This window comes from Algoriphagus lacus (assembly GCF_003583985.1).
Taxonomy (GTDB): Bacteria; Bacteroidota; Bacteroidia; order Cytophagales; family Cyclobacteriaceae; genus Algoriphagus; species Algoriphagus lacus.
Genome location: NZ_QXML01000003.1, coordinates 290791 through 313195 on the forward strand (window position 1 = coordinate 290791; position 22405 = coordinate 313195).

General features: G+C 44.5%; 22 protein-coding genes. 12 read left to right on the forward strand and 10 right to left on the reverse strand.

Annotated features, from left to right (window positions below):
• Positions 1-29: 29 nt before the first annotated feature.
• Positions 30-638, reverse strand: coding sequence for a recombination mediator RecR (gene recR, locus D0X99_RS08355; RefSeq protein WP_119477220.1), 609 nt, complete (start codon positions 636-638; stop codon positions 30-32).
• Between the two features lie 11 nt (positions 639-649).
• Positions 650-943: an ATP-dependent Clp protease adaptor ClpS gene (locus tag D0X99_RS08360; RefSeq protein ID WP_119477221.1), complete on the reverse strand. Its 294-nt coding sequence runs from the start codon at positions 941-943 to the stop codon at positions 650-652.
• A gap of 52 nt (positions 944-995) precedes the next feature.
• On the opposite strand from D0X99_RS08360, the gene D0X99_RS08365 reads away from it, so the two are divergent.
• Entirely contained in the window at positions 996-2441 is a 1446-nt protein-coding gene (locus D0X99_RS08365) for a sodium:solute symporter (RefSeq protein ID WP_119477222.1), read from the forward strand.
• On the opposite strand, the gene D0X99_RS08370 is transcribed toward D0X99_RS08365, so the two are convergent.
• Positions 2438-2776, reverse strand: coding sequence for an MGMT family protein (locus D0X99_RS08370; protein WP_119477223.1), 339 nt, complete (start codon positions 2774-2776; stop codon positions 2438-2440). The genes D0X99_RS08365 and D0X99_RS08370 overlap by 4 nt on opposite strands.
• A complete protein-coding gene (locus tag D0X99_RS08375; RefSeq protein WP_119477224.1) occupies positions 2757-3650 on the reverse strand; it encodes a mechanosensitive ion channel family protein in 894 nt (297 codons plus the stop codon). Before D0X99_RS08375 ends, D0X99_RS08370 begins: the two co-directional genes overlap by 20 nt.
• A gap of 59 nt (positions 3651-3709) precedes the next feature.
• On the opposite strand from D0X99_RS08375, the gene D0X99_RS08380 reads away from it, so the two are divergent.
• The 3 genes from D0X99_RS08380 to D0X99_RS08390 are packed head-to-tail and all read left to right on the forward strand — an operon-like array spanning position 3710 to position 5320.
• Positions 3710-4387, forward strand: coding sequence for an SDR family NAD(P)-dependent oxidoreductase (locus D0X99_RS08380; protein ID WP_119477225.1), 678 nt, complete (start codon positions 3710-3712; stop codon positions 4385-4387).
• Between the two features lie 10 nt (positions 4388-4397).
• The gene (locus tag D0X99_RS08385) at positions 4398-4859 is read left to right on the forward strand and encodes a nuclear transport factor 2 family protein (protein ID WP_119477339.1); all 462 of its coding nucleotides are present in this window, start codon (positions 4398-4400) and stop codon (positions 4857-4859) included.
• A gap of 5 nt (positions 4860-4864) precedes the next feature.
• A complete protein-coding gene (locus D0X99_RS08390) occupies positions 4865-5320 on the forward strand; it encodes a hypothetical protein (protein ID WP_119477226.1) in 456 nt (151 codons plus the stop codon).
• Between the two features lie 7 nt (positions 5321-5327).
• On the opposite strand, the gene D0X99_RS08395 is transcribed toward D0X99_RS08390, so the two are convergent.
• Positions 5328-5750, reverse strand: coding sequence for an META domain-containing protein (locus tag D0X99_RS08395; RefSeq protein WP_119477227.1), 423 nt, complete (start codon positions 5748-5750; stop codon positions 5328-5330).
• A gap of 504 nt (positions 5751-6254) precedes the next feature.
• On the opposite strand from D0X99_RS08395, the gene thrA reads away from it, so the two are divergent.
• Genes thrA through thrC form a run of 3 tightly spaced genes read left to right on the forward strand, consistent with a single transcriptional unit; the run spans position 6255 to position 10946 of the window.
• Positions 6255-8705 (forward strand): bifunctional aspartate kinase/homoserine dehydrogenase I, encoded by a 2451-nt coding sequence (thrA, locus tag D0X99_RS08400; RefSeq protein ID WP_119477228.1) that lies wholly within the window; start codon positions 6255-6257, stop codon positions 8703-8705.
• Complete coding sequence (locus tag D0X99_RS08405; RefSeq protein ID WP_119477229.1) at positions 8705-9640, forward strand: homoserine kinase; 936 nt, start codon at positions 8705-8707, stop codon at positions 9638-9640. Before thrA ends, D0X99_RS08405 begins: the two co-directional genes overlap by 1 nt.
• 4 nt (positions 9641-9644) lie before the next feature.
• Positions 9645-10946 (forward strand): threonine synthase, encoded by a 1302-nt coding sequence (gene thrC, locus D0X99_RS08410; protein ID WP_119477230.1) that lies wholly within the window; start codon positions 9645-9647, stop codon positions 10944-10946.
• Positions 10947-11046: 100 nt separating this feature from the next.
• Here thrC and D0X99_RS08415 read toward each other — a convergent pair whose 3' ends face one another.
• The gene (locus tag D0X99_RS08415; protein ID WP_199708041.1) at positions 11047-11970 is read right to left on the reverse strand and encodes an SGNH/GDSL hydrolase family protein; all 924 of its coding nucleotides are present in this window, start codon (positions 11968-11970) and stop codon (positions 11047-11049) included.
• Positions 11971-12230: 260 nt separating this feature from the next.
• On the opposite strand from D0X99_RS08415, the gene D0X99_RS08420 reads away from it, so the two are divergent.
• The gene (locus D0X99_RS08420) at positions 12231-12791 is read left to right on the forward strand and encodes a C40 family peptidase (protein ID WP_147392208.1); all 561 of its coding nucleotides are present in this window, start codon (positions 12231-12233) and stop codon (positions 12789-12791) included.
• 110 nt (positions 12792-12901) lie between these two features.
• Here D0X99_RS08420 and D0X99_RS08425 read toward each other — a convergent pair whose 3' ends face one another.
• A complete protein-coding gene (locus tag D0X99_RS08425) occupies positions 12902-13876 on the reverse strand; it encodes a polyprenyl synthetase family protein (protein WP_119477233.1) in 975 nt (324 codons plus the stop codon).
• A 157-nt stretch (positions 13877-14033) separates the two neighbouring features.
• Between D0X99_RS08425 and D0X99_RS08430 the strand changes: the two genes are divergently transcribed.
• The 3 genes from D0X99_RS08430 to D0X99_RS08440 all read left to right on the forward strand — a co-directional run bounded on the left by D0X99_RS08430 (position 14034) and on the right by D0X99_RS08440 (position 17328).
• Positions 14034-14513 carry a DUF4199 domain-containing protein gene (locus D0X99_RS08430; protein ID WP_119477340.1) on the forward strand — a complete coding sequence of 160 codons (480 nt, stop codon included), beginning with the start codon at positions 14034-14036 and terminating at the stop codon, positions 14511-14513.
• Positions 14514-14594: 81 nt separating this feature from the next.
• Positions 14595-16292: a 1-acyl-sn-glycerol-3-phosphate acyltransferase gene (locus tag D0X99_RS08435; RefSeq protein ID WP_119477234.1), complete on the forward strand. Its 1698-nt coding sequence runs from the start codon at positions 14595-14597 to the stop codon at positions 16290-16292.
• Entirely contained in the window at positions 16270-17328 is a 1059-nt protein-coding gene (locus D0X99_RS08440; RefSeq protein ID WP_119477235.1) for an NAD(P)H-dependent glycerol-3-phosphate dehydrogenase, read from the forward strand. The genes D0X99_RS08435 and D0X99_RS08440 overlap by 23 nt, the downstream gene beginning before the upstream one ends.
• A gap of 59 nt (positions 17329-17387) precedes the next feature.
• Here the strand turns inward: D0X99_RS08440 and D0X99_RS08445 are convergent, their stop codons facing one another.
• From D0X99_RS08445 to fbp, 3 genes are all read right to left on the reverse strand, one after another.
• The gene (locus D0X99_RS08445) at positions 17388-18551 is read right to left on the reverse strand and encodes a PQQ-dependent sugar dehydrogenase (protein WP_233553680.1); all 1164 of its coding nucleotides are present in this window, start codon (positions 18549-18551) and stop codon (positions 17388-17390) included.
• 186 nt (positions 18552-18737) lie between these two features.
• Entirely contained in the window at positions 18738-19898 is a 1161-nt protein-coding gene (locus tag D0X99_RS08450; protein WP_119477236.1) for a PQQ-dependent sugar dehydrogenase, read from the reverse strand.
• Between the two features lie 63 nt (positions 19899-19961).
• Positions 19962-21008, reverse strand: coding sequence for a class 1 fructose-bisphosphatase (gene fbp, locus D0X99_RS08455; protein ID WP_119477237.1), 1047 nt, complete (start codon positions 21006-21008; stop codon positions 19962-19964).
• 56 nt (positions 21009-21064) lie between these two features.
• On the opposite strand from fbp, the gene D0X99_RS08460 reads away from it, so the two are divergent.
• Positions 21065-22333, forward strand: a complete 1269-nt coding sequence (locus D0X99_RS08460) for an aspartate kinase (protein ID WP_119477238.1) — start codon at positions 21065-21067, stop codon at positions 22331-22333.
• The last annotated feature ends 72 nt before the right edge of the window (positions 22334-22405 follow it).

Sequence of the window (22405 nt, forward strand, 5' to 3'; positions counted from 1 at the left end):
AACGGGAATATTTCCACGCAAATAAATCTTTACTCTTGGGAGTAATTAATTCGTGTCAGGATACTTCGCCCTAGGGTGACTTCATCGGTAAATTCCAACTCACCGCCGACTGGAATGCCCCTTGCAATCGTGCTTACTTTCACCCCGGATTCTTTCAGTTTTTTGCTAAGGTAGAATGAAGTCGTATCTCCTTCCATGGTTGCAGAAAGTGCCAAAATAATCTCCCGTACTTCACCCTTTGAAACTCTATCCAGAAGGGATTCGATTTTTAACTCTTCCGGCCCAATTCCCTGAATCGGGGAGATTACTCCTCCCAGGACATGATACAGCCCAGTATATTGGTTGGTATTCTCGATGGCTAAGACATCGCGGATATCCTCGACGACGCAGATGATAGAGTGATCACGCCGATGGCTTTGACAAATGCTGCACAATTCCTGATCGGAAATAGTATGGCAATTCTTGCAGTATCGGATTTCTTCCCGCATCCGAGTGATCGAAAGGGCCAAAGCCTCTGTTACAGCTTCGTTTTGTTTCAGGAGATGCAATGCCAATCTCAAGGCAGTTTTTTTTCCGATTCCCGGGAGTCGGGAAATTTCGGTGACTGCATCTTCAATCAATTTGGATGGGAAATTCAATGAGCTTTTGGTTAAAGTATTGCGGCTTGGATGCCTGCATCAAGAATGGCCTCACACATCGGCTTCAATTCCTCTCGAGAGCCTTTTTTTACTGCACATTTTCCTTTGTAATGAATGATCAAGGTGCATTGTTCAGCCTGTTCGTGGCTGTGCTTGCACACTTTCATCAGCACTTGGATGACGTGTTCAAAGGTATTGAAATCATCATTGTAAACGACAAGATCCAGCGCTTCCTGATCCAGCAAATCCTCCAGAAGGATTTCGGATTCCTCAATGTAGGGAAGGGTGATGCTTAGTTGGTTCATTTTGCAAAATTAAGAATAATGGACAACTTAGCGACCAACAGATCCTTGCTTTATGAATTCCCAAGTAGTCCTGCTGATCATTTCGGTCTATTTTCTTGTACTTTTTTTAATTTCTTACTTTACTTCCCGTAAAGTCACCTCAGAAACATTTTTCACCGGTGATCGGCAGTCTCCCTGGTTCCTTGTCGCTTTTGGAATGATTGGAGCTTCACTTTCCGGCGTGACCTTTATCTCGGTGCCTGGGGAAGTCGGAAATACTAACTTCTATTACTTCCAGGTTGTTTTGGGATATATCCTCGGGTATTTCACGATAGCAAAAGTCCTTTTGCCGCTGTATTATCGGTTAAATCTGATCTCAATTTATTCCTACCTGGAGGATCGGTTTGGCTTTTGGTCCTACAAGACCGGTGCATTTTTCTTTATTCTTTCCCGCGCACTTGGCTCTTCATTAAGACTTTACCTTGTAGCCAGCGTCCTCCAACTGATTCTGTTTGATTCGCTGGGGATACCTTTTTGGGTTTCGGTATTGATTACGGTAGGCTTGATTTGGCTATACACGTATAAAGGTGGAATCAAAACAGTGGTATGGACCGATACGCTTCAGACTGCATTTATGCTGGGCGCTGTGATCATTACAATCGTGCTGATCGGTCAGGATTTAGGGATAAAAAGTTTGGGAGAATACATCTCTACTGTAGCGCAGGATAGCCGGTCTGAAATCTTCAATTGGGACTGGAAAGCAGGAACCAATTTCTTCAAGCAGTTTGTCTCGGGAGCATTTATCACCATCGTGATGACAGGACTTGACCAGGATATGATGCAAAAAAACCTCACATGCAAAAATCTCGGTGATGCCCAGAAAAACATGTTTTGGTTTACAATCATCCTGGTGATTGTGAATTTGCTTTTCCTTTCACTGGGAGTGATGTTGTACCTCTATGCCGAGTCTAAGGGAATTGCTCTTCCGGGGAAATCGGACGAACTTTTTCCACTGCTTGCGACGCAGCATTTTTCTGCATTTGCAGGAATCGTATTTGTGCTTGGAATAATAGCCGCAGCCTATTCCAGTGCGGATTCCACCTTGACAGCCTTGACCACCTCGTTTTGCATTGATTTCTTGGAAGTCGAAAAAAAATACGGGCCGGAACAGCGTGTGAAAATCCGCCAGAAAGTCCACGTTGCCTTCACAGGCTTGTTTTACTTGTTGATCCTGTCGTTTTACTGGCTAAATGACCAAAGCGTAATCAATTCGGTGTTTGTCATCGCCGGATACACCTATGGTCCATTGTTGGGACTTTATTCTTTCGGCCTTTTTACCCAATTGAAAGTTAAGGATCGGGTTGTTCCTTTCCTTGCTGTTGTCTCACCACTCCTTACTTACCTGATTAGCCAGAATTCGGAGCGATTGCTTTGGGGCTACAAGTTTGGATTTGAAGCCTTGATTTTGAATGGGTTGTTGATGTTTTTGGGATTGTACCTTTTCCGAAAGAAATCCTAAAGGCCAAGTTCTTTATCGGGATCCCAGAAGATTTTCTCAAAATCAATCACCCGGTCATTTTCCACTTTTACTCCGTCCGCTTCCAGCAATTCCTGCATGCGTGTAGGAGTGCCGAAATGATTTTTACCCGTCAATAGCCCTTGCCTGTTCACCACGCGTTGAGCCGGAATATCAGGCATAGCATGGGCAGCATTCATGGCATAACCGACCATCCGGGCCCCACTTTTCAGTCCAAGATAATGAGCAATCGTCCCGTAGCTCGTAACTCGGCCTTTTGGGATTTCCCGGACTACCTGGTAGACCAAGTCAAAGTAATTAGGCTTTTCGCTGTTCATGGATCCAGTCGATCAAGGCTTGATTGATAACTTTTTTGACTAAAATCTCGGTGGGTTTCTCCCCGGTTTTAATCGGGAATTGAAACCTTATCAGTACTGTCTCAGCCTTTCGCTCAATGACATTGAGTTGTGCTCCCTCTGCAAAAACAATCTCGGGATACCTTTTCAAAAGTTCCGTGAGATTCTCCTCCAATTGATAGAGTAGGATTTCGCTTTTCGCGGAGATTTCCGAGTCAAATATTACCTGGTGAGTGTTGTTTTTGGAAAAGTTGACGACATCCATGGTCAAAGCCATGGTGTTTGGAATCAGGATGATTTCTCCGGAGTCATTTTTCAAAACTAGGTTAATCAAGGTAATGTCCCTTATGAAACCGGTGTGCCTTCCAACCTGGATTTTGTCTCCGATTTCCAGCTGGTCCGAAAACATCATAATCAATCCGTTGACGATACTCGTGATGTAATCTTTTGTCAGCAAAGCAATGGCCGCTGCGACAATGGTAATACTGGTCAAAAATTCCAAAGGCCGAATTCCAAAGGCTAACATCAGAGAAATAAGGACTGCGATACTGTTAAGCAAAAAGGAAATTCGGTCAATCCCAATCACAAAGTTTGGCTGCACTTTAGCTTCCTCCCGCTGTTGAAGGTAGATTCTAAGGGTAATTATTCTTCCTAGAGAAATGATCAGGTTGGCACTAACCAGGAAAATCAGCGATCGAATCACATGATTCAAAATTTCATATTTCTCCAAAATGGGTGTCAAAAAGGTGTCGCCTTCATAAAAAATCTCCAAAACAATCAATGCCAGCAGTTTTATGGCAAAGTTTCTTCTGCGGACATTCTCTTTGACTTGTATGGTGCTTTTGATGTGATTCATGCTTCAATCGAAAAATAAAGCCTAATTTTAGCAATTATCGAAATGATATCAGACCAGAGATGAGTAGAAATATAATTATAACAGGTGCAGCGGGAGCTCTTGGAACAGCCGTAGTGGAGAAATTCAAGCGGGAGGGTTACCATGTTATTGCACTACTTAGACCCGGCCATGATGAGATTTCGGAAGAAGCGGATGATTCTTATGAAGTGGATGTCACTGACGAAAACGCTGTCCTTGAATTCGTAAGAGAGTTTCAGATGCAATACAATGACCTTGATGCGATCGCAATGATTGTGGGAGGCTTTTCGATGGGAACTATTGAGTCTACTTCCCAAAAAGAGTTGCTGTCGATGTTTCAGCTCAATTTCTTCAGCGCATTTCATTTGGTTCAGGGTTTTCTTCCCATTATGAAAAAACAGCAAAAAGGAACTTTCCTCTTCGTTGGAGCTAGACCCGCGCTCGAGCTTTCAAGTGCCAAGGGAACCGTCGCGTATTCGTTAAGTAAAAAATTGGTGATTTCCCTTTCAGAAATTCTAGCCGAGGAAGTAAAAGATACCCAGATTAGAACCCATGTTTTTGTGCCAAGTATTATAGACACGGCAGGCAACCGAGCAGCCATGCCGGATGCTGATTTTAGTCAATGGGTCAATCCAAATGATATTGCAGAGGCCATGCACTATGCTGTCAATACCCCTGCGCTTCGAAATATGACATTCAAACTTTATGGAGGTGTATAACATGACTCGGATGAAAAAATCAGTTTTGCTGACTGTCTTTTTGGGATTGTTTTTTGGTTTTCAGGCTTTTTCCCAGTCAGATGAGGAGCAAGTGGAAGCCGTGATCCGAAGCATGTTTGATGGAATGCGAGCAAAAAATGCCGATCAGGTAGCAGCAGCTTTTGCTCCGGAGGCAATGATGCAAACCGTCATTAACAAGCCGGAAGGAAGTCAAGTCGGGAGCAATGCAGTGGCTGATTTTGTAAAAAGAATTGCGACAACACCTGCCGAGACCAATCTCGACGAGCGAATTTTGGACTATCAAATCAAAATTGACGGGACTATGGCATCTGCCTGGACCCCATATCGATTTTACCTCAATGGCAATTTCAGCCACTGTGGAGTCAATTCTTTCCAGCTCGTGAAAATGGCAGAAGGCTGGAAAATTGTCTACATCATCGATACACGCAGAAAAGAACCTTGTGAAGAGTAAAAATTATGAACGAATTCAAAGCGAAAGTCTATCAAACTGCCCTGACTCAACTGAAGCAAAAAGAAGCTTTATTGACTGAGGAGCGCAAAAATATTATCGAAAGTATCCTTGAGGAAGAGAAGAATAGTGCTGGGGATAAGTACGAAACAGGTCGTGAAACCATGACTCAGGATTTGGTCAACATTGAAGGCCAGCTGAAGCAAGGAAAGTTGGATATTGAAGAACTTTACCGTCTGCAAACCATCAAAGAAACCCCACCGTCAGTGCAGGAGGGAGCTTTGATCAAATTGGGAAATGATTGGTTTTTGATTGCCATCAGCATTGGTCAGGTAAAAGTGGATGATACCAAGGTTTTCCTGCTTAGTAAAAATTCCCCACTGGGCGAATTGCTCATTGGAAAGAAAAAGAAAGATCAGGTGAATTTCCGTGGGAAAATGCACCTGATCGAAGAATTGGTTTGATCGGGAATTAGTCTTTTTTGGGGACAAAGCTCATCAGTTCGGTGGTTCCTTCCATCAGGGTGAGCTTTTCCTTTCCAACCGTAAAATTCTTGACTTTACTGAAAGCGGAGATGAACTCGTCCTCTCCTGTTCCCGGACAAGCTTTTTTAGTCATTGCCCCAGGATCGAGTTTGATGCCTGTGCCCTCCAAGGAAAATCCGCCGGAAAAATTGTTGCACCCGGCATATCCAGCCAGTTTGCCACCTTCAAGAAAATTTAGCGTGGGGATGCCTGAACTGAACTTGTTCGTGTCAATTCCGCTGTTAATCAGTGACGAAAGCTCCCAAGTGTTTCCGGTGAGTAGACTAAGTGGATTGAGGCTTGCAGAACTGCTGCAACCACCCAAAAAAAGGATCATAAGACCCACAGGAAAAAAACGTAACTGGTTCATAAAACTTGAATTAAAAGGTTTCTTAAGTTAACCAAATCCAGTGGATCTAAATATTTTCTATCCTTTTTAAAAAGGGGTATGTCGATTAAATTCCATTATCAAAAGGTTAATATTTCTGGTTGTACACTATAAAAATTCTAAAAAAACAGAGAAAGTCTATGATTTTGTTTGGCTAATCCGTTTTTTCGCTGTAAGATTGTCCGGTCAATCATCCAGTCATGGTACTTGCAGCTAATTCAATTTTTAATAACAATATCCTTCCTCGGGTAGGAACGTACGCTGCTGTTTTTTTTACTGTGACCACAGGTATGACCACCATGATTACGGGGTGACCCGTCGTCATCTTTGAGTACTCGCCCCTGAGGCCTGATTAAGGCCAGTTTAAGTTTCCCGCATTCATTTCCTAGCATTTTATGAAATCGAGCATGACGATGACTTCACACAGCCTGATGATTGTTAATCATGTTCGAATTCATGTGGCTTTTGAAAAAAATAGATAAACACATGAAAATTATCAAGTTTGGAGGTTCATCCGTTGCGAACCCAGAAAACATCCGTAAGGTATTTTCCATTCTACAGGACAAGCTCAAGCAGCACGAAATTGCCGTAGTTTTTTCAGCTTTTGGCGGAGTCACGGAGAGCCTTTTGACCATTGCCCGATTGGCACGTGAGGGTGATCAAGCCTACAGAGACCTTCTGCAGACTTTGGAGGAAAAGCACTTGGACATCGTTCGACAGCTGATTGCTGTGCAAAATCAGTCTACAGTCATGACCTATGTCAAGGTTCGTTTCAAGGAATTGGAAGACCTTTTTCATGGGATTTTTCTGATCAAGGAAAATTCCGCACGGACACTTGACTATGTAGCCAGCTTTGGTGAGCGACTTTCTGCTTTCATTTTGGCAGAAGCAATGGCCGGAAAGGGCATCAAGACACAGTTTGTCGACGCGAGGGAAGTCATCCGTACCAACGACCGATTTGGTCAGGCAAGGGTGGACTATGAAGTGACCAATGCACAGATTAAAGAATACTTTTCAAAACATGCTGGAGTAAAAGTCATCACCGGATTCATTGCATCCACAGCGAAAGGCGAGACCACAACCTTGGGTCGTTCTGGCTCGGATTACACCGCTGCGATTTTTGCAGGGGCTTTGGAGGCGAAGGATTTGGAGATTTGGACAGATGTTTCGGGGGTGTTGACCTCGGATCCCAAGTTGGTTTATACTGCCTTCACTATTCCTCAGCTGAGTTACAACGAAGCGATGGAGCTTTCCCACTTCGGAGCAAAAGTGATTTTTCCTGCCACCATGCAGCCGGCGATGAAGAAAAACATCCCGATTTATATCAAAAACACTTTTGAACCTGAAAATCCAGGTACACTCATCAACGGTGAGGTCAGCCATGGTGCCCTCATCAAGGGGATTAGCTCCATGTCCAATATTTCCATTGTGACTGTACAGGGTGCGGGATTGATGGAGGGTGGAGCCACAGTCAGTCGTGTGTTCAAGGCATTGGCAGAAGCAAAAGTCAACATTGTCCTGATTTCTCAAGCTTCTTCCGAGCATAGTATCTGTTTGGCGATCAAGACTCAGGAGTCCTATTTGGCAAAAGAGTCAATCGAAAAGGAATTTTTCTACGAGATCAAATCCGGGGAAATGGATCACGTTTCCTTGCTTCACGGCTTGGCCACTGTCGCTGTAGTTGGTGAAAACATGAAGCAAAACCCGGGAGCTTCCGGACGCATGTTCCGTGCTTTGGGTCAAAACAACATCAACGTTGCAGCGATTGCCCAAGGGAGTTCCGAGTTGAATATCTCTGCGGTGATTCCTCAGCCTGATCTCCAAAAAGCACTTAATGCCCTCCACGAGGCATTTTTCCTATCAGAAAATAAAGTATTGCACGTCTTTTTGGTAGGGACCGGTCTGATCGGTCAGGCCCTCATGAAGATGATTGCTTCCCAACAAAATAAGCTGCTCAAGGACAACGAGCTCGATGTGCAAATCCATGGTCTGGCCAACAGTCGATACATGGCTTTCCACGAAGACGGTTTTGACCTGAAGCATCCACACCAGCTTAGCGAAGGGGATCAAAAGATGGATCTTGAGAAATTCATCCAAACCATGGAAGAAATGAACTTCTCCAACTCCGTTTTTGTGGACTGCACGGCTAGCCAGGATGTGGCCGATGCGTATTCCAGAATTTTGGAGGCCAAAGTGGCTATCGTAACTCCCAACAAAAAAGCGAATTCCAGCTCAATGGATCAGTATCGCGCATTGAAGCGGATTGCCAAGCGTCGCGGAGTGAAATTTCTATACGAAACCAACGTGGCAGCGGGCCTTCCGGTCATCAATACCCTTCAGGATTTGATGCTTTCCGGTGACAAAGTGATCCGAATTGAAGCGGTGCTCAGTGGTTCAATGAACTTTATTTTCTCCGAACTTGAGAATGGAGCGCCATTCTCCGAAGTAGTGAAAATTGCCAAGGAAAAAGGGTATACCGAACCTGATCCAAGAGACGATTTGAGTGGAATGGATGTGGCCCGAAAGATTTTGATTCTTGGCCGTGAAGCTGAACAGGAGCTGGAATTTGATGACATCACCATCCAAAGCATGGTTCCTGCAGATTGTCGGGTGACTGCTTCAGTGGATGAGTTTTTTGAAAAGCTCAAAGCACACGACGCAGACTTCGGTAAGCTGTTAGCAGACGCCAAGGCTAGAGGAGAAAAGCTCCGCTTTATGGCTACTCTCGAAGACGGCAAGGCCAAAGTGGGCTTGAAGTCTCTGCCTGAATCGCATCCGTTTTCAAGTTTAAAAGGGTCGGACAATATGATCTTGTTGACAACCGACCGATACCATGACCGACCGATGATTATCCGTGGTCCAGGTGCCGGGGCAGATGTGACTGCTGCCGGAGTGTTTGCAGATGTGATCCGCATCGGTAATTACACCCGGGAATAATGAGATCGGTCAAAGCTTTTGCGCCGGCCACTGTCGCCAATGTGTCCTGCGGATTTGATATCCTAGGATTTGCCATTGATGCTATGGGCGATGTAGTGGAAATCAGCTTACGGGACGAACCTGGACTCCAAGTGGTTTCTATCGAGGGGGATGAGGGAAGGCTTCCTTACGAAGTGGAGAAAAATACCTGTGCGGTTGCCATTCAGGCCATGTTGGATGAAATGGATAAGCAGGTAGGGATGGATATTTATTTGAAAAAAGGTCTGCCTTTAGGTTCGGGGATGGGCTCCAGTGCAGCAAGTGCTGTAGCAGCTTTGGTTGCTGCAAATCATCTGCTTGGTGAACCTTTTGAAAAGAAAAGCCTTCTTCCTTTTGCAATCGCAGCTGAAAAGGCAGCCTGTGGTGCTGGCCATGCAGACAATGTTGCGCCGAGTTTACTTGGTGGGTTTGTCCTGATTCGGGATTACCACCCGCTAGACGTAATCAAACTTCACGTGCCGGATGGTTTGCATTGCACGCTTTTGCACCCGCATTTTGAATTGAAAACATCGGATTCCCGGTCAGTTTTACGGGACAATGTTTCTTTGAAGCATTCTACGATTCAATCGGGAAATGTAGCTGGATTAATCGCGGGTCTTTTTCAGGAGGACTTCGATCTGATCGGAAGATCACTTCGGGACGTCATTGCCGAACCCTATCGGGCGACTTTGATACCGGGATTTTACGAAGTGAAAGAGGCAGTAAAAGCCGCAGGAGCTTTGGGAATGGGGATTTCCGGTTCGGGGCCGACACTTTTTGCCTTATCCAAAGGGGCGGAAGTATCCGAATCCATCATCAAAGCAGCTCAGCAAGTCTACGACTCCATTGGGTTGGGAGTCGATGCCTACCACTCCGCCATCAACATCCGCGGAGCCTATATCCTTGAAGAAAAGTAAGATTATGAAGTATTTCAGCACCAACAATCCTGCACATAAAGTTTCCCTCGCCGAGGCGGTCATAAAAGGACTTGCTCCGGACAATGGTCTTTACATGCCCGAACGGATTCCTGTATTACCGGTGGAGTTGATTGAAAAGATGTCAGAAATGACTTTTCGTGAAATAGGCTATGCAGTGATCGGAGCATTGTTTTCGGAGGATTTGAGTGAAAAGCAGATTCATGAACTCGTGGATCACACCCTGACTTTTGATGCACCGCTGGTGAAGGTGGAGGAAGATGTGTACAGTTTGGAGCTGTTTCACGGACCAACTTTGGCTTTCAAAGACTTTGGTGCACGGTTTTGCTCCAAGCTGATGAGCATGTTGGTAAGTGAGCGAAGCCAGAAAGTCAGAGTATTAGTAGCAACTTCCGGAGATACCGGAAGCGCTGTGGCAAATGGGTTTTTGGGAGTGGATGGGGTTGAGGTGATAATCCTTTTTCCAAAGGGAAAAGTCAGTCCGCTTCAGGAGATGCAGTTTACCACCTTGGGGCAAAACATCACTGCTTTGGAAGTGGATGGGGTGTTTGACGACTGTCAGACGCTGGTGAAGCAGGCCTTTTTGGATCAGGAGTTAAACCAGAAGCTGCTCCTTACCTCTGCCAATTCGATCAATATCGCCCGCTGGATTCCCCAGTGTTTGTACTATTTCTATGCCTATTCCCGATTGCCTAAAAATGGCAAAAAGGTCGTTTTTGCCGTTCCAAGCGGGAATTTTGGAAATATCGGAGCGGGTATTTTGGCACAAAGGATGGGCTTGCTGATTGATCATTTTGTGGCAGCGACCAATGTGAACAAGGTCGTACCCGAGTATTTGAATGGCTTTCCTTTCCAAGCCAAGCCATCAGTTCCCACCGTGTCCAACTCCATGGATGTGGGCAATCCAAGTAATTTCCCAAGGCTTCAGGCCTTATATAGTGGAGATGAGCGGCTATTTAGAGAGAAAGTTAAAGGATATTTTTACACCGATTCTCAAACGGTCGAAGCCATTCGGGCTGTGAAACCAAAGGGCTATACCCTTGATCCGCATGGGGCAGTGGGGTACTTGGGCTTGAAGGATTTTATGGAGTCGAATTACGGTTATGTAGGCGTCTTTTTGGAGACCGCCCATCCGGGAAAATTCCGGGATGTAGTCGAAGAGGCTTTAGGAGAAAAATTGGTGTTGCCGGAACGATTGGCAGCTTTTCTAAAAGGCGAAAAAAAGGTGTTCCCTATTGGAAATAGCTTTGGGGAGTTTAAAGGGTTTTTGGAAGGTTTAGTTTCCTAAAGGTAACCGGTGATAGTATCATTTGATGCTATCACCGGTTAGCATCTCGGTCCAAAAAGTTGCTGTTCCTTTTGCAAACATTTTTGCATTCCCATTCAAATCAATTACCCAAAACTGTCCGAATCTCCAGATTGATTGCTGCTACTTTTTCTTGAGCTAGTTTGATGGAAAGCCCCTCCGGGATTCCCGGGCGAATGTGCCCGGTTGCACTCAGCCAAGCCAGTTTTTGGATTTCCTGTCGCTGCTCGATCAGGGGGAGCACCTGCATTCCCATTGGGAAAGGAGCCAACAGTTCCTCGATGGAATATGCTTCTTTTACTTCCTCACCAAGTCCAAGCAGGAGGATTTTTGCCATCAAAAAGTGCCCTGACTCATCGGGATGGATGCCGTCTTTGGCAAAAGCAAACTCAGGATTTAGGCTTCGACGATCCTCCAATCCTTTTCTCATGGGCCAGTGCAGATCGATCACCTTCCAATTTTGGGTATAGCGACGGCTGACCAACCAATCTGAATACATATCCAAGACATTGGAGTAGGCGGCACCTTTCCTTTCATCATAGACCGGAGGAGTGACGTGGATAATTTCTGCACCAGAGAATTCTACGGTCTGATGCATCCAAGACATTCCTTTCTTGAAAGCCTCAAATCGCTCTTCGTCAAAGGGAAGATAAATTCCGTCGTTCATTCCATAGTTGGCGATCACTAAATCGGGCTCGAGTTGCTTCAATACCCGATCAAGACGCTCTCTCAGGTCAGGCCTTGGAAATTTTCCATCGGCATGGCCCTGTTCTGATAGGCCTGAGACAGTTTCGCTGGGCAGGCCCACATTGATGATTTCCAGATTCTTTTCCGGATAGCGAAGGGTCAAGTAGGCATCAATGTAGGTGACAAATTTTCCGTTGTATGTAATGCTGTTTCCAAGGAAGACAATTCGTTTGGTGTCTTTCGGGATCGAGTAAACTTGGGAAAAAATACTATGGTGGATACCAAAGAATATCAGAAAAGACCAGAGGATCTTTGCCATTTGAAGTACAGTTAATTTTGGACTTTTTGACATCAAGTTAAGGCTAAAGTGCCATTGATTGGCAATGAGGCCAAGGTGAGTAAAACTGCTTTAATCGTAGTAATTACAGTGATAATAATTGCCTGAGAAAGCAAATCTGTGAAAAGGGAACGAATCAAACCAATGAGCAGTTTGTAAAACAGCTGAAAGATGAATTGCCCATTGGTGATTTGAGGCCGGGCCGGCAGGTTTTTGTTGGTGGAAAGTTGGAAAACCGGAAAATGAAATTCAAAAAAAGGAGAATTCTTAAAATAACAGCTGCAATTGGGGTATTGACCTGTGCCGGAATTATTCTCGCTTTCGGTTTTTCGGGAGAAATTGAAAGCGTTCCGGTAAGCTCGGAAATTGCGATCTCGACCCAACCAATGGATTCTACCGAAAACCATGGAGCATTAAGAGACAGCTTGGAGGACTTTGGGATGGATTTATTGGGGGTACCTTATGTGTATGCGGGTACAAGTAGGGAGGGTTTTGATTGCTCAGGATTTGTCTACTATGTCTTCAAAAATTTTGACATTGAGGTGCCGAGAAGCTCTTCCCAATTTGACAATTTTGGAAAAGAGATATCCATTGACAGCGTAAAAAAAGGAGACATTCTCGTCTTTTTGAGCCCGACCCGAAATGCCATCGGTCACATTGGAATTGTAACCACTCCAAACGGGATGGAAACTGAATTCATTCACGCTTCATCCAGCAAAGAGATGCAGGTAACGATTTCAAGCCTCAAACAACCGGGTTACAGCAAGAGGTTTGTAAAAGCGATCAGTGTTTTGGAGAATTAAATTGCTGTGTTTTTCAGTTTACAACCACTGAGATTCCTTTTTTAGTAAAGGCAAAGGATCTAGTTTTTTAATCTGTAAGTAGGCTTTTGAAAGAGAAAAAACAGCCTTGGTTATTTTCTACGCTCAATGGTGTAGCTCACCAAATCCCTTAATGAGGTATTATAAGTCGAATCCGGAAATTCCTTGAGAATTGCCAAGGCTTCCTGATAGAATCCATCCATTTTTTCTTTAGCGTAGTCCAGCCCACCGCTTTTTTTGACAAAATCAATGACTTCATTGACGGCTTTTTTGTCCTCTGAGCGGTTGCGGATCAGGTAAATAATTTTCCGTTTTGTCAGCCAATCCGTATTTCTCAAGGCATAGATCAGCGGTAAGGTCATTTTCTTTTCCTTAATGTCTATGCCTACTGGTTTACCGATTTCATCGTCTCCAAAATCAAAAAGGTCATCTTTGATCTGGAATGCCATTCCGACTTTTTCTCCAAAGAGTCTCATTTTTTCGATAACAGCCTCATCACTTCCCACACTGGAAGCGCCAACTGAGCAGCAGGAAGCAATCAAACTCGCTGTTTTTTGGCGGATGATCTCGTAATATACTTCCTCGTCTACATCAAGCTTTCGAGCTTTGTAGCTTTGTAGCAATTCTCCTTCGGACATTTCCTTGACTGCATTGGAAACAATTCTAAGCAGGTTGAAATCACCGTTATCTACACTCAGTAACAATCCTCTGGAAAGAAGGTAGTCACCGACCAAAACGGCGATTTTGTTTTTCCAAAGTGCATTGACCGAGAAAAATCCCCGGCGATAATTGGCGTCGTCTACCACATCGTCATGAACCAGCGTGGCTGTATGGAGTAATTCTATCAGCGCAGCACCACGGTGAGTGGATTCGTTGATTGAGCCACATACTCCTGCAGTCAAAAAAACAAACATCGGCCGCATTTGCTTGCCTTTACGCTTGACAATGTAATTGGTGATGTGGTCGAGGAGTTTGACCTTACTTTTCATAAAGTCCCGGAACTTATGCTCGAACTGGGCCATCTCGGCCTCAATAGGGACTTGTATTTGTTTGAGGTCTGCTTTCATTAGGGAATGATGTCGTAAAAATAATACCCTTTAGCTCATGGGCAAGTGATTCTACGACCTACTCCTCTTCTAACACTTCAAATGGCGGATCGTTTTGAGCTTTTTTGTAATTTGTATGAATTACTTGTCACTCCAACCCAAAATCAACCTTAGCACTATGAAAAACCTCAAAATTGAAATCAAGTGGGGAGTCCTGTTTATACTGTCAGGTCTTATTTGGATGGTTTTCGAAAAGACCATGGGTTGGCATGATGTCCATTTGGAACAACATGCCACTTATACCATGTTTTATGCGCCTATCGCCATAGCGATTTATGTACTTGCTCTGATGGACAAAAAGCGAAATTTCTATGTAGGAAAGATGAACTACCTACAGGGATTTATTTCCGGGCTGCTGATCACCTTAATAGTCATCATTTTGACACCGCTGAGTCAGTATATTTCCCATGAATATATATCCCCTGAGTATTTTCCCAACATCATCCGGCTTTCAGTGGAAAAGGGAATGATGTCCCAGGAGGAAGCAGAGGGGCATTTTACTTTGATGAATTACATTCACCAATCGCTGATGTTTGCTGCATTTATGGGATTGATCACTTCGGCAGTTGTGTCTCTTTTCGTTCGATCAAAGTCCTGATCAATTTCCCTTTCCAATCAATTTCCATTGGAAAGTTCAATTTTTCTATCTTTGTGACCCTTTCCTAACCAGCCTTCCACCTTGGACGAGAACTACATCAAGCATCGGTACGATCCTATTATTCCCAGCAAGGAAGAATGGCCGGTTGTAAAATTGGCTCGGGAGCGTAAAGAATTTGTAAAAAAGGTTGCTGATCTGGCCGAGTCCAGGATTTTGGGCCTCACGGGGAAAAATCCTGAAATTCTGAAGGAGGAGTTGGAGACTACTCTTTACCGGGAAAAACTCCGGATCAAACAAAATCCGTGGGCAGTAGATCCGGATGACGAAAGTGTTTTTTGGAACGAAGTAAGATCTTCGTTGCTCCAAATCAACACAGATTCTTCGCTGGACAAAGCCAAAAGATTCCAGGCTTACCAGGGAGTTCTTCACCGGATCACTTCCAGATATTCGGAAGAAATCGCTTCCAACTTCAAAGCTTCCCATTACAAGTTTACCAGAAGTGTAGTGACTTATGGTTTTTCCCGATTGCTGAATGCGGCAAGAGTGAAAGGTTTTAAGTCGATTTTCAGTAATCAATACACCCTACAGGATAAAATCCAGATTACCGGTCAGACAGATCAAATCCGGGATCTAGCCACCAAAGGGACCATAGTGATGGTGCCGACGCACTTTTCCAACTTGGACAGTATCTTGATTGGTTGGATCATTTCTGTATTGGGAATGCCACCTTTTATCTACGGTGCAGGGCTGAACCTCTTCAATATTTCAATTTTTGCCTATTTCATGAATGCGCTCGGGGCCTACAAGGTGGATCGAAGAAAGAAAAACCTGATGTATCTCGAGACGCTGAAGACCTATTCCAAAGAGGCTATTCAGTTTGGTTGCCACAGTTTGTTTTTTCCTGGAGGAACCCGATCACGAAGTGGTATGATTGAGTCCAAACTTAAGTTGGGACTTTTGAGCACTGCCATAGAGGCTCAGCGCGCCAATTATCAAAACGGCTTAAATGACATTTCCGGAAAGGTATTTATCGTTCCGGTGACGATCAATTATCACTTTGTCCTCGAGGCTCCGGGATTGATTCAGGAGCACTTGAGTCAGACCGGTCAGGAGCGCTATTACAAGGAAAGCGACGAATTTTCCACCTCGTATAAGATTTCAAAATTCCTTGTGAAATTTTTCACAAAAGGCTCTGATATCTCAGTGTCTATCGGGAAGGCAATGGATGTCCTCGGAAATTATGTGGATCAGGATGGAAATAGCTTGGATAAAAGAGGAAGGAAGATCGATACCCGAGATTATTTTGTTTCAGACGGAAAAATCACCATCGACCAGCAGCGTGAGGAAGAATATACCAACATGCTTGGGAAGCGGATTGTGGAGGAGTTTCATAAAATCAACCGGGTGTTTAGCTCCCATTTGGTGGCGTTTGTTGCTTTTGAGCTGATCAAGGCCAAGACTAACAAGCTCGATCTTTTTGACTTGATCCGACTTCCGGAGGAGGATATTTTCATTCCGTACGAAGAGTTTAAATCAGTCTGTCAGATGGTTTTGGACAGGGTTTTTGAATTGAAAGCTCAAGGAAAAATCGATACAGCTCCGCACTTGAAAAGAACCATGGATGAAATCATCGCTCATGGGATGGACAACGTAGGGATGTATCATGCCAAGCGTCCCTTGATTCGTGATAAGGATGGGAACATTGTCACGGAGGATATGAGTTTGCTTTATTTTTACCACAACAGACTACACGGATATGGCCTTGAAAAACTCTTCTAAGCCCAAGAAAATCGGGGTAGTAGGCGTGGGAAGTTTCGGTGCTGCCATTGCCAATATGCTTGCTGAGAAAAATGAGGTAATGGTCTATGCCCGAAAGGAAGAAATTGTGGAGGAAATCAATTCTGTCCATACTGCTTCCGGGAGAGAAATTAACCCATCCATCCAGGCAACATTTGATCCGGAGGAACTGTGCAGGTCATGCAATATTCTTTTTTTTATGGTTCCTTCTGCTGCATTTGTTGATGTGGTGAGGAGGTTTGCACCGCATCTTTATCCGTTTCACCTGATCATTCATGGTACAAAAGGCTTGGCGCTTAATCTAGGTCCAGGTGAAAGTCTGGAGACAGTTCAAAAATTAAGGAGAAGCCAGATTCTGACAATGAGCGAAGTTATCCTTCAGGAGACTGTTTCTGTGAGGGTAGGATGTCTGGCTGGACCGAATATTTCAAAGGAACTAAGCCTTGGCCAACCTGCGGCTACTGTCATTGCCAGCAAATACAACGAGGTAATCCTGGAAGGGCAACGACTATTGCGATCAGAAAAATTTCAGGTATATGGCAATTCGGACATTATTGGAGTGGAACTGAGCGGAGTGCTCAAAAACATTATTGCCATTGCTGCAGGAGCTATTGCCGGATTGGGGTTGGGTGAAAATGCAAAAGGCCTGTTGATTTCCAGAGGAATGGTGGAAATGGTCCACCTAAGTAAGGCCTTGGGAGGTAGCGTGCAATCTGTTATTGGATTAGCTGGAGTGGGTGATTTGGTCACTACCTGCAATTCGGTGGATTCCCGAAACTTTACCGTTGGGTTCAGACTGGCAAAAGGTGAAACTCTAGACCAAATCCTTTCCACGATGGATGAGGTAGCAGAGGGTGTCAACACCGTGAGAATCATAGATGCGTTTATCAAAACCGCCGGAATCCGTGCACCCATTACCGAAAATCTCCATCGGGTTCTGTTCGAAGATCTGCCGATTGCAGAAGCCTTACATTTCCTTATGAAATACCCCTTTAGTGTGGATGTGGATTTTGTTTGATTTTTCTAAAATCTTTAAAAAATCAAAAAGCCTTCAGATTAGTCTGAGGGCTTTTTGATTTACTTGGCTGGGAGTAGTTTAACCAATAATCCTGTGCCTTCCGTAATCGCATAAATGTAGCCGTCGGGGCTTTGCGAAACTTGTCTCACACGGCCGATTCCGGGAAGTAGTTTTTCTTCCCCTGTAGCCTTGGTGCCGTTCATTTCCACCCGAGCTATGTGCGTTCCTGCCAAAGCAGCAACCAGAAAATTTCCTTTCCAAGCTGGGTATTTATCCGATGTGACCAAGGTCATCCCGCAAGTTGCAATAGAGGGTGTCCAATACTTTACTGGCTGTTCCATTCCCTCTTTTTCAGTGATACTAGTGATTGGCGTGCCGTTGTAGTTTTTGCCATAGGTGATCACTGGCCATCCGTAGTTTTTTCCTTTTTCGATCAGATTCAGTTCATCTCCTCCCATCGGACCGTGTTCGACAGACCAGATTCGGTTGGCAGATTTGTCGTAAATCATTCCCTGAGGATTGCGATTCCCATAAGTCCAGATGGATGGGATGGCATTTGTGGTGTTGACAAATGGATTGTCTGAAGGAATTCTCCCATCGTCATGAATCCGATGAATTTTTCCATGGGAGTTTTTCAAATCTTGGGCGTTATTTTGACTTCCGCGCTCGCCGTTGGTGAAGAAGAGAAAGTTTTGATTGTCAAAAACAATCCTGCTGCCATAGTGCGTGCCTCCGTTCCAGGCAGGAGTGGTGACGATCAGATCCTGAAATTCAACTACCGAATTTCCATTAAGCTTGAACCGGGCAATCGTAGTGGCCCCTCCTCCAGGAACTGGCTTTGCGTATGAAATGTAGATCCATCCGTTTTGAGAATAATTCGGATGCGCAGCAATGTCCAATAAGCCAGCCTGACCATTTGCATATACTGCAGGCAATCCCTGTATCTTCTGGCCGGTGTACTTATCATCCTTGAAAATCAGAATTTCTCCTTTTCGCTCAGTGACCAGCATCCTTCCTCCATCCAGCCAAGTCATTCCCCAAGGATTTTGAAATTCCCTGAAAAGTGTATCCACTTTGATGGTCATTTTTTGGGTCTCAGTACTGAACTGCAATTCGGATAGGGAATCAGGTGATGCTTCATCTTCCTCAGGCGTACAGGACATTCCAATGGTGGACATTCCTAAGAAAAGGCCAATTAGGGAAAATCGTAGAAGAGTATTCATAATCAAAAGTTTAAGATTGTCTTTTCCTAAACGCCTGAATCCCCAACTTGGTTTTTGACTGGCAATATTATCAGGGAAATTTTCTAATGACATTACTTTTATAAATACGAATGTTTCACGGAAGTCGGATTGGGCAAAAAAAAGACCCCCAAATATTTCTGGAGGTCTTTTTCTTAAAGATTATTATTATCTGATTGGCAAAAGCTTGATTAATAAGCCAGTCGCTTCAGTAATGGCATAAATGTATCCATCCGGACTTTCAGCTACTTGACGTACCCGTCCGATGTCCTGAAGTAATTTTTCTTCAGATTTGAACGTGGTGCCATCCATTTCTACTCTTGCGATGTGTTGTTTTGCCAAAGCACCAATAAGGATATTCCCCTTCCAAGTAGGATACTTGTCAGAGGTTACGAAAGTCAAACCACAAGTTGCAATGGAAGGAACCCAATAGTGCTTAGGCTGCTCCATTCCTTCTTTTTCAGTGATGTCGGTGATAGGCGTGCCGTCATAATTTTGACCGTAAGTGATCACCGGCCAACCGTAGTTTTTGCCTTTTTCGATCAGGTTCAGTTCGTCACCGCCCATTGGACCGTGCTCCACTTCCCAGATTCTGTTGTTTGCTTTGTCATAGATCAAGCCCTGTGGATTCCTGTTTCCATAGGTCCAAATCGAACTTACATTGCCCAAAGAATCGGTGAATGGATTGTCTGATGGGATGGTTCCGTCATCCTTTACACGGTGGATTTTTCCATGCGCATTGTTCAGATTTTGGGCATTCATTGGAATGTTTCCTTTGTCTCCATTGGAGAAATACATGTAGCCTTCGTTGTCGAAAATGATTCTGCTGCCAAAGTGACGGCCACCTTTCCAAGCTGGACCTGCAGTGATCAAATCCTCCTGCTGAACGGCAGTGTTACCTTCCAGCTTGAATCGCATGATTGTGGTTGCAGCGGTGCTATCCTCGAAATTCTTTGCGTAGGAAATGTAAATCCAACCGTTCTCAGCATACTTTGGATGCACTGTAATATCAAGCAATCCGGCTTGATTTACGTTGTGAACAGCAGGGAGTCCTTGGATCTTTTCTCCGGTAAATTTGTCGTCTTTGAAAATCAGGATTTCTCCTTTTCGCTCAGTGACCAACATTCTTCCGTCAGGAAGCCAGGTCATTCCCCAAGGATTTTCAAGCTTATCATAAAGTGTATCCACTTTGATCAGCAACTTTTCAGTTTGAGTGGCAAAGGTCTCGTCAATTGGCTCAACTGCGGGCTCTTTTGGTCCGCAAGCAGTCCAAAGGGAAACAGCACCGGCCAAAATCACAAGAGGTAAATAATGTTTGTTTGAAGACATAGATTCAGGTTTTTTCAGGTTGTAAGTTACAGCTAAAGATTCGTATTCAGAATAAAATCTTGTTTAATGGGAAATAGCGGTGATTTCCGATTCGAAACATTGGATCATTTGTTCGGCATCGTCCACCATGTTTTGTGAGCCGATGAACAACGGAGTCCTTTGATGAAGACTTTCCGGCTGGATGTCCAGAATCCGTTGCTTTCCATCGCTTGCTTTTCCTCCAGCCTGCTCGATCAGGAAGGCCAAAGCATTGGCCTCGTACAGTAGGCGAAGTTTTCCGCTTGGGTTTTTTGAGGTGGCAGGATACAGGTAAATCCCTCCCTTGAGCAGATTTCGATGAAAGTCAGCCACCAAGCTACCGATGTAACGGGACTGGAACCGTTTTTCCTTGCAGGAAAAAACATAGGATTTGATCCCTGAGCTCCACTCCATTTCCAATCCTTCATTGATGGAATAGATTGTTCCGTTTTTAGGCGCTTGAATATCGGGGTGTGAAAGAAAAAATTCGCCTAAGCTGTTTTCATAGGTAAATCCATTTACCCCAAACCCAGTGGTGTAGACCAGCATTGTGGAGGAGCCATAAAGTACATATCCCGCTGCTACTTGCTGATTACCTGGTTGCATGATGTCCTCGGCCGTAATAGGACTGCCGATTGGAGTTTTTCTTCTGTAAATGGAAAAGATAGTCCCGATGCTGATATTCACATCAATGTTGGAACTGCCGTCCAGGGGATCGATGGCAACTACATATTTTCCTGAATTGTTTTGGAGGTCGATTACAGCATCCTCTTCTTCTGAGACGATGGCGCAGACTTCGCCTCCTTTGCTCAGTGCCCGCATGAACCTGATATTTGCGATCACATCCAACTTTTGTTGTTCTTCGCCTTGAATGTTGGTTTGTCCAAAAGCGCCTCCGATATTGGCTAAGCCGGCGCGGTTGGTCTCCCGATTGACTATCTTCGCAGCCAAGGCGATGTCCCGGAGCAGTTGAGAAAGTTCACCGGAAGCAAATGGGAAATCACTTTGCTTGAGTTTGATAAAACGGTCCAGGGTAACCCCGACCGAGTAAGCCAGATTGCTTTGATCCGGCTGGTAAGGTAAAATTTTCATTATTGGAAAAGTGCAATATTTGGGTTTATACTCTCGAAAATTAGGAAATATTCTTTATGGCAAAAACCTCAGTTTATAAATTTGGAGGGGCCTCAGTCAAAGATGGCTCTGCAGTAAGAAACTTGGCTGAAATTCTCCGTAATCGATTGCGAAAAAATATGGTAATCGTGGTTTCTGCCATGGGAAAAACCACCAATGCACTGGAATCCATTCTTGCAAAGAAGCTGAGCGGGGAAGATTTTTCTTTGAATTGTACCATTTTAAAGGAGTTTCACCAAGACATATGTCAGGAGTTATTTCCTGCAGGACATCCGGTGTTTGCCCACTTGGACAATCTCTTTCTTCAGCTCAATAATGATCTGGAAAAGAAACTCAGCCGGGACAATTACGACGAGTTTTATGACCGAATCGTGAGCTATGGAGAAGTAATTTCCTCCAGAATTGTGGCTGAATACCTGTGTTACCAAGAGTTGATTATCCTTTGGCAAGATGCGCGAGAGGTGATTCATACCGATTCGGATTTTCGATTTGCAAAGATCGATTGGGAGAAGACCCGTAAATCCTGTCAGTCAAGCTGGAAGCCCTTGTTGGCGAATTTTCCAATTTTGACTCAGGGATTTATTGGTTCGGATCCGAAGGGAAGGACGACTACTCTTGGCCGCGAAGGTTCGGATTTTACGGCGGCGATTTTGGCCACAAGCTTGGATGCCGCCTCGGTCACCATTTGGAAGGATGTGCCGGGGGTGCTCAATGCCGATCCCAAGCTTTTTCCAAATACCCGAAAGTTTGATGAATTGGGCTATCGTGAAGCAGCAGAGATGACCTATTTCGGGGCATCCGTCATCCATCCCAAGACGATCAAGCCTTTGGCCAATGCTGGTATTCCCCTTTTTGTCAAGTCTTTTTTGGACCCTGAGGCACCGGGTACAAAAATTCATGAGCATGCCTCAGTTCATCACGTTCCCACGATTGTGCTTAAAAAGGATCAGATTCTGGTCAGTTTCAAGGTAACTGATTTCACCTTTATCGAAGAAAAGCACATTCACAGCGTTTATGAAAAGCTTCAAAGTCTGAAACTCCGGGTAAATATGCTTCAGCTTTCTGCAATCAGTATTTCCATCGTTATCGATACTCAATTGTTTAAGCTGGATCAGTTGATCTCAAAACTCAGGGACGAGTTTGAAATCCGGTACAACGAGGGGCTGGAATTATTGACGATTTTGCACCAACAAGAGGAGGAAATTCCTTCATTGCTGGAGGGCTATGAAGTGCTTTTGGAGCAAGCTTCCCGGAATACCTTTCAGGTAGTGAGGCGCAAAAATTAATCGGATAAACCTATTGTATTTAGGCTGGGAGGGAATTCCCAAAGAGATTTTTCTAAATTCAGGAAATCAAAC

What these genes read in the sequence shown, in the direction of transcription:
- D0X99_RS08445 (WP_233553680.1), bottom strand. Translation starts at nt 18,551, where the DNA reads ATGAATACTCTTCTACGATTTTCCCTAATTGGCCTTTTCTTAGGAATG.
- D0X99_RS08375 (WP_119477224.1), bottom strand. Translation starts at nt 3,650, where the DNA reads ATGAATCACATCAAAAGCACCATACAAGTCAAAGAGAATGTCCGCAGA.
- D0X99_RS08395 (WP_119477227.1), bottom strand. Translation starts at nt 5,750, where the DNA reads ATGAACCAGTTACGTTTTTTTCCTGTGGGTCTTATGATCCTTTTTTTG.
- D0X99_RS08405 (WP_119477229.1), top strand. Translation starts at nt 8,705, where the DNA reads ATGAGATCGGTCAAAGCTTTTGCGCCGGCCACTGTCGCCAATGTGTCC.
- thrC (WP_119477230.1), top strand. Translation starts at nt 9,645, where the DNA reads ATGAAGTATTTCAGCACCAACAATCCTGCACATAAAGTTTCCCTCGCC.
- D0X99_RS08460 (WP_119477238.1), top strand. Translation starts at nt 21,065, where the DNA reads ATGGCAAAAACCTCAGTTTATAAATTTGGAGGGGCCTCAGTCAAAGAT.
- D0X99_RS08415 (WP_199708041.1), bottom strand. Translation starts at nt 11,970, where the DNA reads ATGGCAAAGATCCTCTGGTCTTTTCTGATATTCTTTGGTATCCACCAT.
- D0X99_RS08430 (WP_119477340.1), top strand. Translation starts at nt 14,034, where the DNA reads ATGAAAAACCTCAAAATTGAAATCAAGTGGGGAGTCCTGTTTATACTG.
- D0X99_RS08440 (WP_119477235.1), top strand. Translation starts at nt 16,270, where the DNA reads ATGGCCTTGAAAAACTCTTCTAAGCCCAAGAAAATCGGGGTAGTAGGC.
- D0X99_RS08370 (WP_119477223.1), bottom strand. Translation starts at nt 2,776, where the DNA reads ATGAACAGCGAAAAGCCTAATTACTTTGACTTGGTCTACCAGGTAGTC.
- thrA (WP_119477228.1), top strand. Translation starts at nt 6,255, where the DNA reads ATGAAAATTATCAAGTTTGGAGGTTCATCCGTTGCGAACCCAGAAAAC.
- D0X99_RS08450 (WP_119477236.1), bottom strand. Translation starts at nt 19,898, where the DNA reads ATGTCTTCAAACAAACATTATTTACCTCTTGTGATTTTGGCCGGTGCT.
- D0X99_RS08365 (WP_119477222.1), top strand. Translation starts at nt 996, where the DNA reads ATGAATTCCCAAGTAGTCCTGCTGATCATTTCGGTCTATTTTCTTGTA.
- D0X99_RS08420 (WP_147392208.1), top strand. Translation starts at nt 12,231, where the DNA reads ATGAAATTCAAAAAAAGGAGAATTCTTAAAATAACAGCTGCAATTGGG.
- D0X99_RS08425 (WP_119477233.1), bottom strand. Translation starts at nt 13,876, where the DNA reads ATGAAAGCAGACCTCAAACAAATACAAGTCCCTATTGAGGCCGAGATG.
- D0X99_RS08360 (WP_119477221.1), bottom strand. Translation starts at nt 943, where the DNA reads ATGAACCAACTAAGCATCACCCTTCCCTACATTGAGGAATCCGAAATC.
- D0X99_RS08390 (WP_119477226.1), top strand. Translation starts at nt 4,865, where the DNA reads ATGAACGAATTCAAAGCGAAAGTCTATCAAACTGCCCTGACTCAACTG.
- fbp (WP_119477237.1), bottom strand. Translation starts at nt 21,008, where the DNA reads ATGAAAATTTTACCTTACCAGCCGGATCAAAGCAATCTGGCTTACTCG.
- D0X99_RS08385 (WP_119477339.1), top strand. Translation starts at nt 4,398, where the DNA reads ATGAAAAAATCAGTTTTGCTGACTGTCTTTTTGGGATTGTTTTTTGGT.
- D0X99_RS08380 (WP_119477225.1), top strand. Translation starts at nt 3,710, where the DNA reads ATGAGTAGAAATATAATTATAACAGGTGCAGCGGGAGCTCTTGGAACA.